Source organism: Chitinophaga sp. (genome assembly GCF_036566945.1).
Classification (GTDB): Bacteria; Bacteroidota; Bacteroidia; order Chitinophagales; family Chitinophagaceae; genus Chitinophaga.
Genome location: NZ_DATCVJ010000167.1, coordinates 1 through 20,554, shown reverse-complemented (window position 1 = coordinate 20,554; position 20,554 = coordinate 1). Strand labels below are relative to the sequence as shown.

Below are 20,554 nucleotides of genomic sequence, written 5' to 3'. Positions count from 1 at the left end.
CTCCATGCACCTCCCGCAACTGCACAACGCCACTTCGTACCCCCTTGTAAGTCTGTAGCCGGTGAGCAATCTCACTCAGCTCTACCCGGTAACCACGCAGCTTGATCTGTGCATCCTTGCGACCATGATAGGCAATATTTCCATCCGGCAGCCAGCGGCATAAATCACCAGTGCGATAAACACGGGTTTCTCCACCCACCCAGTCGCTGGCAAACTTTTCTATCGTCAGCGCCCAGTCTCCCGTATAGCGCTGTGCCAGTCCATCACCTGCTATGCACAACTCTCCTGTTACACCCAGCGGTGTTAAGTTGCCATAGTCATCTGTTATATAAACCCGCTCATTGGCCAGCGGGCGACCAATCGGAATGGTCGGGTAATCATCAAGACAGTCCACACTGATTTCATAGCCTGTTGAATCCACACATGTTTCAGTAGGCCCATAAAAGTTATATAATCTTACATGGTTTACTTTCGCATAAAAGGCTTTCACCAATGACTTTGGTAACAGTTCACCTGCCAAAATCCAACTGCGCAAACCTGTAAGCTGCGCGGATTCCAGCGCATCTGCCAGTAAACGTAAATGTGTAGGGGTACCATCAGAAATATCTATCTGTTGTTCATTGTAAAACGCCAGCATTTTTGCACCATCTTTACGATCTTCCTCGCCGCAGATATACAAACAGTGCCCGCCTAATAATGCCGGGAAAATCTGCTGCACGGAAGCATCGAATGAATAGGATGCCAGCAAACCAACGCGCAGACGTTCATCTGCAAACCTGTTGTAGACTCTTTCCTGCAGTCCTTTTACCAGGTTCACCACACCCCTGTGGCTCATCATCACACCTTTGGGCACACCAGTAGAACCAGATGTAAATATGGTATAGGCCAGGTCTTTAGACCACATCATGCAGCCAGGGTTGGCATCACTGCCCTGATAAAGCGCCTCATCGCGGATATCCTTTGCCGGGACATAAGCTGCATAACGGGCTACATACTCTCCTTCAGACAACAGCAGCATCATATGACTCTGTTCCATCATCACCCCAATACGCTTTTCAGGCAGCCAGGGGTCCAGCGGCAGGTAGGCTGCGCCGGTTTTGAGTATGGCCAGTATCCCGATTACCATTTCATGCGATCGTTCCAGCATCAATCCCACCACACTGCCGGTAGTAGCTCCCTGCGCTGTCAGATATGCAGCAAGCTGATTCACCCGACAGTTTAATTCGTGATAAGTAAGTGTTTGTCCCTTGAAACAAAGTGCAGGATATTGCGCTGATTTCAGTACCTGTGCTTCGAACAGACTGACGATCGTCTGGTCTCTTTCATAGGCAACTTCCGTATTATTAAATGTTTTTGTCAGCAGCTTCACTTCTGCATCCGGTATCATACGGACGCGGGAAAGCGGCTGGTTCGGATCATTCACCACACTTGCGATCAACAGGCTGAAATATTCAATAAAGCGTTTTACAGTGGCCTCACTAAATAATGCGGTACAATAGGTAAATGAGAAATATCTTTCCCTTTTTCCTTCGTGAATATGAAGAGACAAATCAAATTTTGTATCCTTCATATGTTTTCCTTTATAGGGCATTACATCCAGTGCAGATTGCTCTTCTTCAAATGAGTCGGCGTGATACTCCAACATCACATCGAACAGTGCATTGCGGCTCTGGTCGCGTTCCAGGTTCAGTGCATTGATCAGATCATTGAAAGGATAATCCTGGTGGTCCAGTGCCAGATGTGTATTACGCTTTACTTCCTGTAAAAAGTCCCTGAACTTAAGGTCGCCTTTCACCTGGTTTCGCAATCCCAGTATATTGATGAACACACCTGCTACCTGGTCTAACACCGGGTATTTTCTGCCGGCACTGGAAGTACCAATGACGATATCTTCCTGGTTGGTCAACTTATGCAGCAGCAGGTTGTACACTGCGAGATACAGGATGTATTTGGTGGTACCTTCCTTTTCTGCGAGCTGGTCCAGCTTTGTGTTCAGTTCCTGATCTATATCGAACGTAATGGTGTTACCCTCAAAATTGAATACCGCCGGTCTTGGATAATCCAGTGGCATTTCAAGCACCGGAATTTCGCCGGCAAATTGCTCCAGCCAGAAATTGCGGTCACTTTCTACAGCTGTGTTATTCTCTTCACTTTGCTGCCATTCAGCAAAATCGACATAGCTCAGGGGCAGTTCAGGTAATGCTTTATCCTCAAACAGTAATTTGAAATCGCGCACCATAATGTCACGGGTAATCTGGTCACTGATGATATGCGGCATATCTACCACCACCAGGTTACGGCCATTGCTGACTGCTATCAACAGTACTCTTAATAAGGGCGCCTTTGCCAGGTCAAATGGCTGTATAAAACCAACGATGGTACTTTCTACCTGTGCTTCGGCTATCTCCACTTCCTGGAGGTCAAAATCCACTTTATCTGCCACCCGCTGGAATAACTCACCATCTATGAGTTCAAACGAGGTCCTTAAACCAGCATGACGGTCTATCAGTTTGTGCAGGGTTAACCTGATCTTGTTCTTGTCTACTTGATCGGGCAATACCATCACAGAAGGGAAATTATAACTGGCAGATGTCTGGTTCAGCTGATGCTGAAAGAACAGGCCTTTCTGAATGGAGGAGGTTTTATACAGTGCCTTCTTTCCTGCCTTTCTGATAGGCCCCTGATCCTGTACAGGTGCGGCTGGCCCATTGGTGAGGGCTGATAAATGCAGGGCAATAATTTTTTGCGTTACTAATACTGCCTGTTGTTGTATAGTAATATTGCTGAACAATTCGCTCAGCATAACGCGGACATTGAACGTTGAAAATATCTTTGCGATCAGGCGCATGATGCCCAGTGAATTACCGCCGGCTTTTTGAAAGCTTTCATCTACTGATATTTCTTTCTCGCCCAGAATGGACTTCCAGATATCCAGGATTTTCACTTCCATATCATTCGATGCGGGTACGACTAGCTTTTCTTTTCTGTATTCAACGAGGGCTTTGTAGTCGATTTTGCCATTGGCCAGCAGGGGGAATTCTGCTACATCGATATATCTGGCAGGTACCATATAGGCTGGCAGTTGCGCTCTTACGGCAGCATCTGTGTTCGCCTCCCAATCCGTACCGGCATCCTGCAAAATAACATAGGCAGATAATGTTTCTTCTTTTGCATCCGGAACCACCACCGCATTTCTGATAACAGGTGATGCTGCCAGTACCAGTTCTATCTCTTCCAGTTCTATCCTGATACCGCTAAGTTTGATCTGTCTGTCTTCTCTCCCCAGCAGTTCAATAGTACCGTCAAATAAACGACGTGCCTTATCTCCTGTTTTAAAGGCCATCTTCCCATCCAGTGTAATAAACTTTTGTGCAGTTAATGCTTCATCTTTCAGATAACCTTTGGTAGCATATGGCGTTATGATATACAGGTCGCCCGCTATCAGTGGTTTACACGGCTGCATATGGCTATCGGCGATCAGGATAATCGTATCATCAATCGGATCCCCGATGGGCATTCTTGTTTTTTCAGCATCCTCCGGCTGGATCCTGTACATGCAGCGAATCATCGTTGTCTCTGTAGGACCATACAAATTTACCAGCTGTATCCTGTTGCCAAAGGTGGCGTACCATCCCTTCAAATCGGAAGGAATAATTTTCTCGCCTGACATCAGCACATATTTGAGTTCCGGCAATTGCGGAGCAGTCAGCAGTGCATTATTCAGTATTCTGAACACACTGGGTACGCAATGGACCACATTGACCTGGTTAGTTTCCAGCCAGGCACTCAACTTGCCGAACGTAAAGAAATCTTCTTCTTTCGGGGGAATACATACGGTACCACCAGATAATAATGGTACGAAAACATCCCGCATAAAGGCGTCAAAATAAGGGCTGATCAACTGGCTGAACCGCATACCCGGCCCCATATCAAATGCGCTGATTTCCCAGTTCAAAAACTGGATCAGGCTATCATTCCTGCCGATGATCCCTTTTGGTTTTCCGGTAGAACCAGATGTAAAATAAATATAGGCGCTATCATTTTCGCTGAAGTCCGGGTATGCCAGCAAGGTATTGTCTGCCAGCTCCAGGTCGGCCAACAGGAACCGGGGCACTGCTGCCAGCGGTCCATTGTCGATTTGCCTGTCGGCTATGATACCGGCTGGTTCCAGGTCGCCTATCATTCCGGTCAAACGGCTTTCGGGCAACCTGTTGTCAATAAGCACGAACGTGCAGCGCGCCAGCAACACACCAATTACCGCAGTAATGGTGTCTGTAATGTTGTCCAGCGCAATGCCAACGACCGCGCCGGGGGACAGTTTCTTCTCTAACAGGCACGCGGCTATTTTTTCCGAACGTGACAACAATTGATGATAGCTTGTCCGGTTTCCGGCTTCTTCAATAGCAACAAGGTGCTGATAAACGCTGAGTTTATGTAACAATTCTGATTGTAGTGTCATTTCTAAAGGGTCTTAAATTTAGGGTAAGTCGTGGGGCAGGTATGTTCCGGCAGGGCGCCTAGCGAACAAATTGATGTGGCTGCGACATGGCTGTTAATATCTTTCGTTCTCCTTCAAAAGGATTTCTGCCATGGGAAAACATCATGTTATCCAACAACAGAAAATCGTCTTTTTCCCATTTAAACACGATGGAATGCTGTGCATAGAAATCCTTGAATTCCTGTATGGTAGCGTCATCAATCGGCGTACCATCGCCAAAACAGGTAACAAACGGTAGGTTCTCCTCTCCAAAATATTCCAGTACAACCGGATCAAACAATGATTTATGACCAAAGTACATATGGTTAAACCACATTTCTTCTTTCAGGATGGGATGCAGCTGAAAGGCCGGCAGTATGGTTTCCAGGCGCAGATGATCTTTATCCACCCATTTGAAACTGATGCCATCTTCCGTCAATCGCTTATTCACCACCTCCACATCATTTGTCTGGTACACGGTACGCCAGTCCAGTCCAACGCCGGGTAAGGTATTGCGCAGGTATTTCACTCCTTTCTGCCTGAACTTTTCCCTGGTTTCCTCACTTAAAAATCTCAACAGTTTCCGTTCATCTGCAATGGGTGTTTCACCGCCCACTGCGGGTGGTATCAGGCAGAAGAAGGCGATAATACGATTGTATATAGTCGAGTAAGAATTCTCGGTGTGCATATGTATCACCTGATCACTGGGATGGGTAGTAGAGGTATATATTTTGCTGGTTACCTCATTTCTCGGGGAGGTTCTGTTTTTATAATCCAATGGTTCGCCGGCGAGTGCCCTGAAATGGACATCAAATCCCGGTGCGCTGCCAATGTTAAATCCACGGAGGAGAACAGCGCCGTATTTTAACAGCAGCTCATTTACAGCCTCCGAATTTTTTTCAAACCAGGCAAGGCTGTCATCACAACGGATAGACGTGATTACCACCGGCGATTCACCCGGTTCTGCCGGCAACTGAATACTAACCTCCGCAATATCTGCAGCCGCTATACTTCCAGCCACAGAAAGTAATTCTTTGTTTTGCATACTGATATTTTTTTTATTTGATACTTCTGATGGTTTGTGTATGATTCTCCAGGACGGAGAACATGATATTTTTATAATAATCTTTGAGGAGTGAGATGGTCTCATCGTCGTACTTCGACTGATCATAAACAAAGTCGATGGTCAGCTGATCATCTTTCTGTCTTACTTCCAGCATCAGTTCGAATTCTACGCGTTCTTGTTTTCTGGTCTTTAAGGCTACTATTTCAAAACCCTGCTCATCAGGATACTGATCTACCAGGTTGGCAAAAGTGAAATGTACGCGTACCACTGCCTGCTTATCCTGCTCATCGCTCAATTGTGCCAGCATCTGATCATACTGTAAATCCTGATGATCAAACGCTTCCAGCACCACCGTTTTGACGGTCTGCAGCATGGATGTAAAGGCATCCTCTTCGTTGACCGTCATCCGGAGTGGCAACATATTTACAAATGTGCCGACCACTTTCATCAGGTCAGGATGTGTTCTTCCCAGTACATCTGTTCCGATAATGATGTCTGATGAACCAGCTACCCTTGACATCAGGATGTAGAAAATGGACAGCAGCAGCATATAGTCACTCACATCCTGTTCTGCAGCCAGGTCTCTGAGCTGCCTTGTCAGCACCGCGTCAACAGGCAAAGTCTGTTTGCCGGACCCCTGCCCGCCGGCAGTATTTCCTGACACTGGCATATTTAATACCGGTAACTGACCTGATAATTTATTGAGCCAGTACCTGCTTTGTTCTGCCAGCTGCGCATGTGGCGCCTGCAGCCAGTGTACATAGTCCACATAGGTAGCCTGCACCGGGTCCGGTGATAGCTGATGGTATATTGCAATAAAGTCCTGCACCAGTATATTCAGCGAGAAGCCATCGGCAATGATGTGATGCAGATCGATAAACATATAATTATCACCGGCTGCACCCTGATAAATACCCACTTTAATCAGCGACTCTCCGAAAAGGTCTTTCGGCTGAATGAAAGCAGTGAAAGCATCCTGCGGGCTGGTGGCATCTATCATTTCCAGTTCCAGCGAAACATGGTCATATATCACCTGCACAATGCCTTCTTCATCATATCTGAAACCTGTTCTCAAACTGCCATGCCGGTCAATTAACTGGTTGAACGTATCGCGGATACGAGGCAGATTTACAGGGCCATGAATCTGCACGGGAACGGAAATATTGTAGGCTGCATTTTCTTCGTGCAACAGGTGTTGATAGAAGATACGCTCCTGTGCGCGTGACAATGCATATTGCGCCCGGACAGGTGCTTTTGGAATAGGTGTAATGCTGGTTTTATCACGGGCAGCAATGAAGGCAGCCATTGGCCGGAGTTCATTATAGACAAACAATTCCTTCAACTGCAGCGAAACAGCGAATTCATTTTTAATACGCATTAGCAGGTAAAATGCCTTGATGGAATGGCCGCCCAGCTCCATGAAACGCTGATGTTCCCTGATACTTTCAGGTGCAATATGAAGGATATCTGCCCATATTTCCAGCAGCTTTCTTTCTGTATCGGTGACAGGTTGCAGCGTAGGTGACGTATTCTCCGGATCAGGCAGCGCAGTGCGATCCAGCTTACCATTTGAAGTTAAAGGGAAAGCTGTCAGTTGCAGCAGATGTGCCGGCTGCATATAAGGTGGCAGTTGTGTGGCAAGATAGGATTTGATATCCCTGAGATCCTTCTCTGTATCTGCGGTGAAATACGCTGCCAGGAACTGATTATGTTCTTCATCTTCCTTCAGTATCACTACCGCTTCTTTAATACCGATATAGTCCAGCAGGTTATGCCTGATATCATCCAGCTCCACCCGCACACCGCGAATCTTTACCTGATGATCTTTTCTGTTCAGAATTTCCAATGTTCCATTGTCATGAATACGCCCCATATCGCCGGTACGGTATAACAGGTCTGTTACATCAGTACCTAATGGATTCGGAATAAAAGCCTTTTGATTTTCTGCTGCCATGCCCAGATAACCACTAGACCTGTACGGCGTTCTGATAAAGATCTCACCCACAGCACCGGCCGGAGAAAGCTGTAATTGTTGGTCCAGTATAATAAACTGTGTACCGGGTATGGGTTGTAGTGGAATAAAAGTACGTTCCTGGTCAGCTGGCTGGATACGATAAAAACTCTTGGCCAGCGTGGTTTCGGTTGGGCCGTAAATATTAACCAATTGTACCGAATCACCCAGTTTGTCATACCAGTTTTTCAATTCAACAGGCATTATCTTCTCCCCTGCCAGTAAAATATATTGCAAGGCAGGGAAAGTATCCCTGGTCAGTGCAGGCGTATTGAAAATGCGGAAGAGACTGGGGACACAGTGCATGAATGAAATGCGGTTTCTGCTCAACCATGACGTGAGTTCTTCTGCAGTATATAATAGTTCCTTGTCGGGAATACAGATCGTGGCGCCACTGCATAGAGGTACAAGTGTATCGCGCAGGAACACATCGAAGCCGGGGTTTGTAAATTGTCCGAAGCGATGTTGGGCGGTAAGCTCAAACGCTGCCAGTTCCCATGCAAGGAAATGTGACAACCCTTTATTTTTTCCGACAACACCTTTTGGTACACCGGTAGAACCGGAAGTAAAATATACATAGATATCATCTTCCACATCATACTTAAAAGTGATCATATGCTCCGCCGTTGGCAGCTCATCCACCTGCACCCATGTGATATTCTCTGCAGGAGCCGGTGATGTACCGGTTGATTGCAGTACAATACGGCAGGAGGTTTGGTCAAGAATAGACAACAGCCTGTTTGCCGGTATGGCAGTATCCAGTGCTACAAATACCATCCTTGCTTTCATTACGGCCACCATAGATACGATGCACCAATAACGGTTGTCACAGAGCACACCAATCCTGGAACCGGTGTTGGCGCCCTGTTGCAATAAGGCGTTCACGCATTTATCTACATCCTGTCCAAATTGTTTGTAAGAAAATGTTTGACCTGCATACTCAATAGCGGTTTTATCTGCATGACGATGAATGCTACGGCTAAGGAGTTGCTGCACCGGTACTATATTCTCCTGCGTAAGATCTGCTGTGTAGGTATCTGTTAATGTTTGTAAGGTGGTTTTGCTATAAACAGACACCTGCTGTACCAAAACATCGGGATGCTCCGTGATGCTGTGCAGCACATTCCTGAATTGTTGCAGCACGCCGGCAATAAATGCAGGCGCATACACCTGCGCATTGAATTCAAAAATGATCTCCATTTCTTCAAAAGGCACAATCTTCACATTCAGATCATAGTTGGTTTCTACCCTGCCCCTGATATCTTCAAATTGCAGATAAGTATTTTCATTGGTGGTAATCTGTTCACTCAGCGGGAAGTTTTCAAAAATCATCAGGTGATCAAACAGGTGATTGCCGGGTATACTCAGCGCCTGAATATCAGAAAGTGCATGATATTGATGCGGTTCACTATCCAGCGCCGCCTGCTGTACCTGTTGCAGGAGTTGCGCTACGGTGGTATGCTGCTCATAGGCAATTCTGACAGGTAGGGTATTAATAAACAACCCTATCATCGTTTCAATGCCTTCAATTTCCGCAGGGCGGCCGGATACAACTGATCCGAATACGACATCGGCAGTATGATTGTATTTGCTTAACACCATCGCCCATGCAGCCTGCATGACTGTATTGACCGTAACACCATGCTGACCGGCCACCAGCGTTAGTTGCGCGGTTTGTTCTTTGTCCAGCACACATTGCTCTTTAGCAAGTGCATATCCTTTTAACTTATTACCGGTATGCGGTAAAGTCGCCAGCTGTTCATATCCTGCCAGGTAATCTTTCCAGTATGTTGCAGCAGGGGCCTTATCCTGTGCTTCCATCCAGCTGATATACCTGGAATAGGGTTGCAGCAGTGGCAGCTCCTGCACTTTTCCCGCATAAATGGCTTTGAATTCGTTAACGATTACGCCCATACACCAGCCGTCCATCAGGATATGGTGATAGCTCCAGATAAACTGATATTCGAAATCACCTGTCTGCAGAATGGCCAGTCGCATCAACGGACCCGCGGCCAGATCAAAACCTTTCAGACGATCTGCTTCACAATATGCTGCTACAGCGGTATCCTCCTGCCGTACATCTTTGAATATTACCGGCAGCTCACGGGATTTTAACACACATTGCAGCGGACGTTCAAGTCCTTCATATAAAAAGGTAGTGCGCAATATTTCATGCCTCAACATCAATTCATACATGGCAGCTTTTACAGCATTCAATTCAATGTTGCCTGTAACACGCGCGGTGATCTGTTCAAAATACTGACCAGATGCCGCATCATAAGCCACATGGAACAACATCCCTTCCTGCATGGGCGACAAGCGGTAGATATCTTCTACCTCCATCTCCTGCTGAATACGGTCGAGCTGTGTAATACTCAGTCCTTTATAACTCAGATCTGACGGTGTCAGTTCATTTCCTGCATAATCCGCACAATAACTGATAACGTCGGCCAGTCTTTCTTCATAGCGCTTCATCAATTTTTCAGGCGTTGCTGCCAGGAACTGCTCACTGCTGTACATCAGTCTCATCTCTAACCTGCCGTCCAGTATGATACCTGAAAACACCAGTTCATATTCACGTTGCGCACGACTATCAATTTCATCACCGCTTTGTCCTTTTATGATACGGAAGCTCTTTTCCTGCAGGTCTTCGTCAAACTGCCCCAGGTAGTTAAAACTGATCTGCGCCGGAGCAATACCTGCCGCTTGCTGGTAAAACAGGTAGTCAAATCCTTCGTTAGGAACTGCCCGGATATTTTCTTTGACGGCTTTGATATGGTTTGCCAACGTTCCGTTTTCATCCGGCTGCGATAGCAGTAAGGGATAAATAGCGGTAAACCAGCCAATGGTGCGGTTAATATCAATTTCCCCTACCGGATGATTGCGCCCATGACTTTCCATTTCAATCTTCACGGCGGGCAGTCCGAAACAGTCCGCCATGGCAATACTCAGGGATGCCAGGAGTAGATCATTCACCTGCGTATTAAAGGAGCGATTGGCAGTGGTGAGTAATTGTTGTGTAGCTGCCCTGGTTAACCGGAAGCTGGCCTCTGCTGTCAGTCCATAATTATTGGCGCCGGCAGGATTGTCTTTGGGAATATTATATATGCGCTGATACTTGTCCTGCAGCCAGTGCTGCCCTGCCAGTTTAAACGTGGCGCTTTCACGATATTTTTCAAGGCTATATGCCCAGGTCTGGAAGGAATTTGTTTTCAATGGCAGCACAGGCTCTTCTCCCTTGCGTAACTGTCTGTACAGTGTCTCAAAGTCATCGAACAGAATTCTCCACGATACACCATCTATCACGAGGTGATGTGCAACAATTATCAACCGGCTTTTATGTTCCTGCTGATACAATGCTGCTTTCAGCAAAGGTCCTTTTGCCAGGTCAATAGAAGCCTGCAGCGACTGGTTCGCTTTCAGCCAATCAGTGGTTGTTATTTCTTCCACCCATACCGCTGCATCGCTGCCTTGTATTTCCTGTGTCATGTCGCCGCTGAACACTATGCGCAAGGCATCATGATGCGCCAGCAATCTGCTGAAGATGTTTCGCAGCAGTGCAATGTCCAGTACTTCGTCAAACTCAAGGAATACAGATTGGTTATAATGATGGCGATAGTCAGACTCCCGCAGCAGGAACCAGCGCTGAACAGGCGTCAGCAGTACCGGTCCGCTGATTTCAGACTGGTCAATGGTTTTCACCAGTGGACGGAGTAAACGTGCCAGATCTGCGATAGTGGGCGCCGTCATAATAGACCTCACAGACAGATGGTAACCCAGCCCGCGCACTCTGGAGCTGATCTGGATGGATTTGATGGAATCGCCACCCAGGAGGAAGAAATTATCGCGTATTCTCGGCCGTTTCACACCCAGTACCTGGGACCATACTTCTCTCAACAGTTCTTCATGTGGCGTACCCACTGCATCAGCCATGTCTGTGGCAGCTGTCTGCATCGCCATGGCCTTCAAAACTTTTTTGTCAATCTTTCCATTCGTATTGACGGGCATTTGTTCCAGCTGGTAATAATGACCGGGTACCATGTATTCCGGTACGCAACCCAGCAGGTAACTACGCAGTTCGGCCTGGTCAATCGTAGTATCAGCCACATAGTAGGCCGCAATATATTTTTCACCCGCGTCTTCGAGACAAAGTACTTCGCTATCGCGAATAAGTGGATGCGATTTGATGTGATGGGATATTTCTCTTAACTCAATACGGAAGCCTCTTATCTTCACCTGGTCATCTCTTCTGCCCAGGAATTCAATACTGCCATCGGGCAACCATCTACCGATATCTCCAGTCCGGTACATGCGCACACCCGGCGTTGCTGCAAACGGATCTTCTATGAACGCAGCCGCAGTTTTATCTGGTTTATTAATATACCCCCGACCTATGCCTGCTCCGGAAACAACGATCTCACCTCTTACACCTATCGGGCAAAGTCCATTCAATGCCTTATTCGCAATGTATACCTTCAGATTACTGCATGCTTTACCGATGGCGATAGTTGCGCTGGCAGGCACTTCGTACAGGATGCAGTGCGTAATATCATCTGCGGCTTCTGTAGGCCCATATGCATTCACAACAGGAATATCAGGGTAAAGCTTCAGCCATCTTTTTACTAATGATTTATGCAGAATTTCACCCGTAGCAATCATAAATGTCAGTTGTGACAAATCATGCCTGCTTTCCTCCTCTTCCAGGCTGATCAGCATCACAGACAGGTACGAAGGCACCACCTGCAGGAGGGTCACCCGGTCATGGCTGATAGCCTCTAGGAATTGCTCCGGTCTCAGTATGGTATCTTTTGCATAAATCCGCGTTTTGCCACCTACAATAAGGGCAGATAAAAACTGCCATATGGATATATCAAAGGTTTGTGAAGCATTTTGTGCCACAATACTCCTGGCATTCAACTGCATATCTTCCACCTTGATGAAAAGGTGGTTGAGCATACTCCGGTGTTCAATCATCACCCCTTTGGAGGCGCCGGTTGAACCGGAGGTATAAAGAATGTAGGCCAGATTGGATGGCCGCACCTCTGCGGATATATGATGTGCTGGCATGTCCATCCACTCCTGGCTGTCCAGGTATAGTATGTGAAGATCCGGCAGCGCCTCATTCAGGGCACTCCCTAATTCTTCCGTCATCACCGCGGCTGCGGTGATTAAAATACCTGGCTGCGCATCTTTGCAAACTTCTATGATGCGGGACAGCGGGAACTCCGGCGACAGCGGTGTATATGCGCCACCCGCCTTCAGAATGCCTATCAGACCCGCCAGCATGTTAACAGAACGCTCGCACAATACCACTACCGGCATCTCTTCTTTAAGTCCACCCGACAGCAGCGCATGTGCTAACTGATTACTCCGCTCATGCAGGGTCAGATAACTGATTGCTTCGCTATCATCCGCTACCGCAATTGCATCCGGTGTTTTTTCTACCTGCGCTTCAAAGAGATCTATGAAAGTATGGTGTAAGGGATAATCTTTATCCGTGTTATTAAAATCGTGCAGCAACTGATGCTGTTCTGCTGCAGACAGCACATTGATATCTGCAATCACCTGTTCCTCATCTGTAGCAGCCACCTGTATAATTTTCAGGAAGTGGCCCACCAGCTGATTCACAAATCGTTCATCGTATTTACCCGCATCATATGCTATCTGGAACCGCAACTCCTCTCCCGGCATCACGTTGACGCAGAAATCATAATTGGTCTGGTCATACATGGATATTTCACCTATTGTGAAATGCTGCTGTTCCCGTTGTTCGTGTTGTTGTATGGGGAAATTTTCAAAGACAAGAATATGATTGATCAGGTTCCTGCCCAGTTGACTCAGGTTAGCTATTTCAGACAATGGCAGGTATTCATATTCCTGGTTCTTCAGCATATCCTGCTGCATCTTTTTCAACAGGCCGGTAATGGTATCAGTTGGGCCATATTGCACACGTACCGGCAGCGTATTGATAAATAATCCAATCATTTTCTCAATACCCTTTACCTCTGGCGAACGGCCTGATACCACTGCACCAAATACCACATCATCTGTATCATTATACTTCGCCATCAGAATACCCCACAGCGTCTGAATAATAGTACTGAGTGTACTACCTGTCTTTCTTGACACTTTATGTAAGGCGGCAGTCTGTTGTTTATCTACCGTAAAATGACTGATACTGCTTATTAAGTTTTCTGCCGGCACTATCCCTGCATCATGTGGCACTACGGCTATATTTTCATAGCCATCCAGGTATTTACTCCAATACCCTTCGGCAGCAGTTTTGTCTTTGCCAGCCAGCCAGCTGATATATCTTGCATATGGTTCAGCAGCTGGTAGTTGTACCGGCTTATGCTCCATATAACCATTATACAGCGCTGTAAATTCATCGACAATGAGGCCCATGCACCAGCCATCCATGAGGATATGATGATAGCTCCAGATGAACTCATAGTTATCTTCTTCCAGCTCCATGACGGTCAGGCGCATCAGTGGATCATGCGCCAGATTAAACTTCCTGGCACGGTCCTGCAGCCGGCAGATATTGCTGGCTTCCGACACCAACATATCAGGAAAGTCTTTGCTGAGATGAATGTATTTAAAATCAAAATTGCGTTCCTTCAGCACTACCTGCAGGGGTTTCGCTAATCCATCGTATACGAAAACAGTACGGAGCATGGCATGTCTGGCTACAATAGCATTCATGGCACGCGCTACCTGGTCAATATCCAGTGCGCCCTTTACGCGGCATACTACCTGCTCAAAATATTGGCTGGATGCGGGATCATGCAGTGCATGAAACAACATACCCTCCTGCATGGGCGAAAGTGTATAGACATCCTGTAGTTCAAACTGCGCCTGCAGCAGATCAAGTTCTGTCTCGGAAAGATGAGGGTGGCTGACATCTGAAGGACTCAGCACAATGACCTGCCTTTCGCAGCAATAGTCAATAATCGCTGACAAATAATGCTTATACCGTTGCATCAGTGTTTCCACCGTATGCTGGTCAAAACGTGCTTTGCTATACTTCAGCGTCATCTGCAGTTCATGGTTCAACACCAGGCCTGCTACTTCAAATTCGTGTCTGCAATTATTCTTTGCAGCTACTTCTGCGCCTTTACCTTCAGACACAAAATCAAACACATGATGCTGTGTATCTGCGTCGAACTGCCCCAGGTAGTTGAATACAATCTGCGCATCAGATGTTTGCCCGCAGAGCAGGTAATCATTACCCTGATTGGGAATAGCCCGCAGCTGTTCTTTTACACGGCGTATCATCACATACAGGTCATCGCTGTTGCCATCAAATACCTGTGGATACAAACTGGTAAACCACCCAATAGTACGGCCAGTGTTTACTGTTTCATCCAGCAATCCGCGGCCATGTCCTTCTATATCTATTTTTATTTGCGAAAGGGCAAAGGTATCCTTCAGTCCCAGCAATAAAGCCAGCAGTAATAAATCATTGATCTGTGTATTGAAAGCGTAGTGTGCGGAGGCCATTAATTTCCTGGTCTGGCGTGCATTCAGCCCGAAGGACAATTCGCCTGATGTACCATAGGTATTTTTGCCATCTGCATGATCGGGACTAATGAGGTCAAATGCTTTTTGTGATTCACCTGCCCAATAGATAGCCGCTTTTTTGAAGGCCGGCGTACCTTTATAGTCCAGCAACTGCTGGGACCAAAGCTGGTATGCATCTGTTTTTAAAGGCAGCTCTTTATGGTGGTATAATGTCTGAAAATCTTCCAGCAGTATACGCCATGACACGCCGTCAATCACCAGGTGATGTACCACTATCAGTACACGGATTTCTGACGGCATCCGGTATAATCGTGCATGCATCAATGGACCCTTTTCCAGGTCAATGCCTGCCTGAAATACATCACTCATGGCAGCAAACGCCAGCTCCGGCGTTGCATGGCTGGTCAGATCTGCTTCATCGGCAAATACAGGCATGTTGATGTCGCATACCTTTTGAACGAACACGCCATTTTCGATGGTAAAAACAGTACGCAATGCATCATGATGCACCTGCAACTGCCGTAAAATATTTTGTAGTGTATGGAGATCCATTGTGCCGTGAAGGCGGATAGCAACAGATTGATTATAGTGATGATAATTGCCGGAGGCTTCATCCAGGAACCAATGTTGTATAGGCGTCAACGGTACTTCTCCTATCACTGCTGCCTGATCTGCACGTCTTTCCAATGGCCTGAGTTCACGCGCCAGTGCTGCAATCGTTGGATTACTCATAATAGTGCGCACAGATAATTCATATCCCAGACTGCGTACACGGGAACTCACCTGTATAGATTTAATAGAGTCGCCACCCAGTTCGAAGAAATGGTCTTCCATGCCTGGCTGCACCCCCAGCACTGCTGCCCAAACGTTCTGCAACAAGCGCTCTTCGACGGTACCGGCAGGTACATAAGGCTGCAGACTGGCTGCCGGTGTTACAACAGGCAGCGCTCTTTTGTCCAGCTTTCCATTTCCGGTGACAGGCAGCTGATCAAGCCGCATAAAATAGGCAGGCACCATATAGGATGGCAGATAAACAGCCAGGTATTCCTGCAATGCAGCGGGTTGTACATCCGCCGATGCGGCATAATACGCCACCAGGTATTTACCGGCGCCTTCACCATATGCCAGCACCACGTTATCACGTACACCTTCAAACTGGTTCAGGCGATTTGTTATTTCACCCAACTCAATTCTGAAACCTCTTATTTTCACCTGGTCATCCAAACGACCGAGGTATTCAATATTTCCGTTGTCAATCCATCTGGCCAGGTCACCGGTTTTATACATTCTGCGTACACTACCTGCCAGCAAGGCAACAGGGAATTTTTCCTGTGTCAGCGCCGGATTATTCCTATATCCCAATGCAAGGCCACTACCGGCTATGTGCAATTCACCAATGCCACCTACCGGTATAGGATTCAAATCATTGTCCAGTAAATAAATACCGGTGTTCTGTATTGGTTTTCCAATTGGTACAGAAAAAGTCTTATCAGCCGGGTCATATTGATAAATCATACAACCAACAGTAGCTTCCGTTGGCCCATATTCATTGTATATCGCAATCCTGCCATTTGATCTTCTGTGAATTTCTGCTGCCAGCGAGGATTCAAGCAGTTCACCACCGACAATGAATCGTTTCACTTTGCTGTGTGCTGCATATAGCGCATCATTTTGCGCCAGCAGCCGGAGGTGCGTGGGCGTGAGCTTGATGGTGTCTGTGCAGTTATCTTCAATGATATCATTAATCACGTTTTCCACAGCGGCGCTGTACAGTACTACTTCACCGCCGCTCACCAGCGGCACGAAGATAGATGTCAGTGTGAGGTCAAATGAAATGGAAGTAAAGAGCGGGAATGAGCCCTTTTCATTTTCCAGGTAGTATGCTGCTGCCCAGCTGATATAATTCCATAGCGCGCCATGTGATACTTCAACACCTTTCGGTTTGCCGGTGGAGCCGGATGTATAAATTACATAAGCGGGATCATTAGCGTTAACCGGTGCTGTGGCTTCATATACGTCCTGCCTGCCCGCCAGCTCAATTTCTGCTGCTATCAGCAATTTTGCGCCGGCGTCGGCCAGAATATGATTGACTCTTTCTGCTGGCAGGCTGGCATCTATTGGCAGATACACCGCACCTGCTCTCAGAATACCCAGTATCACCGGCAGCAGGTTTGGCACTCTATCCAGCCGCACCGCCACGATCTCACCTTTTGCGATACCAGCCTCCTTTACCAGGTAGTCAGCCATTTTTCCTGAAAGTATATCCAGCTCTTTATAGCTCGTGGTATGCACACCATGCCGCAAAGCAGGACTATCAGGTGACTGTAATACCTGGCGCCGGAATGCAGCAGGTACATTTCCATCCAGGTGCTGCGCTGTTGTATTGAATGTTTCCAGTAACTGTTGTCTTTCCTTGTCTGTCAGCATATCGATAGCCGAAACCGGTACATCACCCAGTGACACTATTTGCGACATCAGCTGTTGCAGGTGCCCTGTTACCTGCTGCATTATTTCCTGACTATACACATGTGCGTTATAATCGAGTTTGAAATGCAGCTGTTCTCCCGGTACTACCACAACGGCCAGATCATAATTGGTTTGTTCAAAAACGCTTACCTGTTCGATATTGAAAACTCCTTTCTCCACTTCCTGTTGTATGGGATAGTTGTCAAATACGAGTATATGATTCAGCAGGTCTCTGCCAGGGTTGCTCCCGTTTTGTATAGCTGTCAGCGGATGATAATGATGCGGATTGCTTTCAATAGCGGCATCCTGCATTGCTTTTAAAATCTGCCCTATGGGTTGCTGACGGTCAAATGTAATTCTGATCGGAACAGTATTGATAAACAAGCCCACCATGTTTTCCACACCGGGTAGTTCTGATGGACGACCTGCTACCACAATACCAAATACGACATCGCGGCAGTTATTGTATTTCGCCAGCAGAGTGCCCCATACGAACTGGATAAGGGTATTGATCGTTACGCCATAACCCGCTGCGCATGCCTGCAGTTGTTCGGTCTGTGCCTCATCCAGGGTAAGTGTGGAGGTAGCCAGTGCATAGGGCAAAGTACTTCCCTGCTGTGGCAGCTGGGGCAACTTTACCACTGTTTCATAACCGCTCAGATAATCTTTCCAGTAGTTTTCGGACAACGTTTTATCCCTTGCCTCCACCCACTGAATATAATCGGCATATGGTCTGAGGGACAACACCGTACTTTTGCCGGATTCAGCATATTCATGATAAATCCTGTTGAAATCCTGCAGAATGATACCGATACACCAGCCATCCATCAGCAGGTGATGGTAGCTCCAGATAAAATAATATTCCCCTTCGCCACACTGCATTATTTTCAGGCGCAATAAAGGATCGCTGGTTACATCAAACCTCGCCTGCCTGTCCTGACGTTTCATCGCTTCCACCAGCGCTGCTGCTGATTCCCGGTTATGCTCCCCGCTGATATCTGTAAAGGCCACTTCAATCGCCCTGTCTTTCAATACCAGTTGCATCGGCTGTTCAAAGCCTTCCCACAGAAATGCCGTGCGCAGTACATCATACTGTTTCACAATATCGTTGAGTGTTTTTCTCACCAGCGACATGTCCAGCATGCCACGGGTCAGATAGGAGATCTGCAAAAAGTACTGGTCTGAATCGCCATCATTCAACGCATGAAACAGCAACCCTTCCTGCAGCGGCGAGAGTGTATAGATATCATCAAATGCATACACTTCCTGCAGCTTTCTTACCTGTGCAACAGATAATGTGGTATGTGTAAAATCAGCAGGGGTCTTTTCAACACCTTGATACTGCATACAGAATTGAATGCATTCCAGGAGGCAATCCCTGAATGTATGCATCAGGCGGTTCATGGTTTCTTCTCTATATTGCGCCCCGCTATAAGATACCTGGAACTGCAGTTGGCCATCCACTACTTTACCGAGAAAATCCCAGTCGTAGTTCCAGGTTTCATCCGGTGAAACCACCTGGCCGGTATTGTCATCTGCAATCGTGTAATGCCCGTTATTGGTATCTGCATCAAATTGTCCGAGGTAATTGAAAAACAGCTGGCTATTACCGGCAGTAATACCATTTTCGTCAAAGTAACGGTACAGCAAATAATCAAACCCCTTATTGGGAATCTTTCTCAGGCTTTCTTTTGTCTGCACAATGGCCTCCTTCAGGCCAGGAGACTGCATATCCAATCTAACAGGATAGATAGAAGAGAACCAGCCTATAGTACGCCCAATGTTCACACCGGGTATCAGGTCTTCCCTTCCATGACCTTCCAGGTCAATGCTCACCTGATGAATGCCATAAAGCCTGTGAATAGCCAGGTACAATGCTGCCAGTAAGGTATCATTGACCTGTGTATTAAATGGTTTGTGAACGGCGGATAAAAGTTGCGATGTGGCAGTTTTATCTAACGAAAAACCGGCCACTATTCTTTCCTTCATTTTATTACTGCCACCGGCATAGTCGCGTGGTATCCGCGCTACTTCCTGCTGTTGCCCTGCCCAGAATGTCCTTGCCTGCAGGTAATGTCTGTCATGCATGTAATCAGACAGATGATCAGGCCAGGAAAGAAAAGCATCTGTTTTAAGCGGCAGTTCGGCTTGCAGGTTGTTAAACAGCGTGTTAAAGTCTTCGAACAATATTCTCCATGAAATACCATCTATTACCAGGTGATGTACTACAATGAGCAGACTGCTTGTATTTGCTTCATGCGTCAGGGCCAGCTTTACCAATGGCCCGTTTGCCAGATCAATGCTGCTTTGTGCGGTGTGATATTCCACCAGCGACAACGTACTGTTGTGCGCTGTGTTTGTCATTATCATCCTGCCGTCTTCCTCTTTGAATATCATTCGCAGGGCGTCATGGTGTTCCAGCAAACGCTGGAAAATAGCAAGCATCCTTCCCTCATCGACGCGCTCATTAAACTGTATAGTAACGGACTGGTTAAAATGATGCCTGTTGACGATGCCACTCTGGAAAAACCATTGCTGAACAGGTGTCAGCCCGGCTTTTCCTTCTATCATTTGTTGATCTGACATGGCAACAAGCGCCTTTAATTTCGGCGCCAGTGCACGTATCGTAAGGTGGTTGAAAATATCTTTGATAGCCAGATCATAGCCCTCATTTCTGGCCCTTGCGCTGATCTGGATGGATTTAATAGAGTCGCCGCCCAATGAGAAGAAATTGTCCGTCACACCTACCTGCGGCATATTTAATACGTTTGCCCAGATGCGTGCCAGCACTTTCTCTTCCTGGCTTACAGGTGCCACATGGCTGGTTTTTTCAGCCTTTGGATCGGGCAGCTGACTTCTGTCTACTTTCTTATTCGGGGTAAGCGGAATGGCAGGCAGTTGTACCAGGTAAGCCGGAATCATGTAATAAGGCAGGGAACGGGAAAGATATTCCCGCAGCATATCTGTATCGACTTCCTGTGCAGCAGTGAAATAAGCTACTATGTAAGGT

Annotated in this window: 3 protein-coding genes; all 3 read right to left on the bottom strand. The window is 47.0% G+C overall.

Features of this window, described 5'->3' with window-relative positions:
• A partial coding sequence (locus VIP81_RS04805) for an amino acid adenylation domain-containing protein (protein ID WP_331957342.1) occupies nt 1-4,459 on the bottom strand: 4,459 nt, incomplete at its 3' end.
• A gap of 58 nt (nt 4,460-4,517) precedes the next feature.
• Complete coding sequence (locus tag VIP81_RS04800) at nt 4,518-5,522, bottom strand: TauD/TfdA family dioxygenase (RefSeq protein WP_331957341.1); 1,005 nt, start codon at nt 5,520-5,522, stop codon at nt 4,518-4,520.
• Nucleotides 5,523-5,535: 13 nt separating this feature from the next.
• Nucleotides 5,536-20,505 (bottom strand): amino acid adenylation domain-containing protein, encoded by a 14,970-nt coding sequence (locus VIP81_RS04795; protein ID WP_331957340.1) that lies wholly within the window; start codon nt 20,503-20,505, stop codon nt 5,536-5,538.
• Nucleotides 20,506-20,554: the final 49 nt, after the last annotated feature.

What these genes read in the sequence shown, in the direction of transcription:
- VIP81_RS04800 (WP_331957341.1), bottom strand. Translation starts at nt 5,522, where the DNA reads ATGCAAAACAAAGAATTACTTTCTGTGGCTGGAAGTATAGCGGCTGCA.
- VIP81_RS04795 (WP_331957340.1), bottom strand. Translation starts at nt 20,505, where the DNA reads ATGCTGCGGGAATATCTTTCCCGTTCCCTGCCTTATTACATGATTCCG.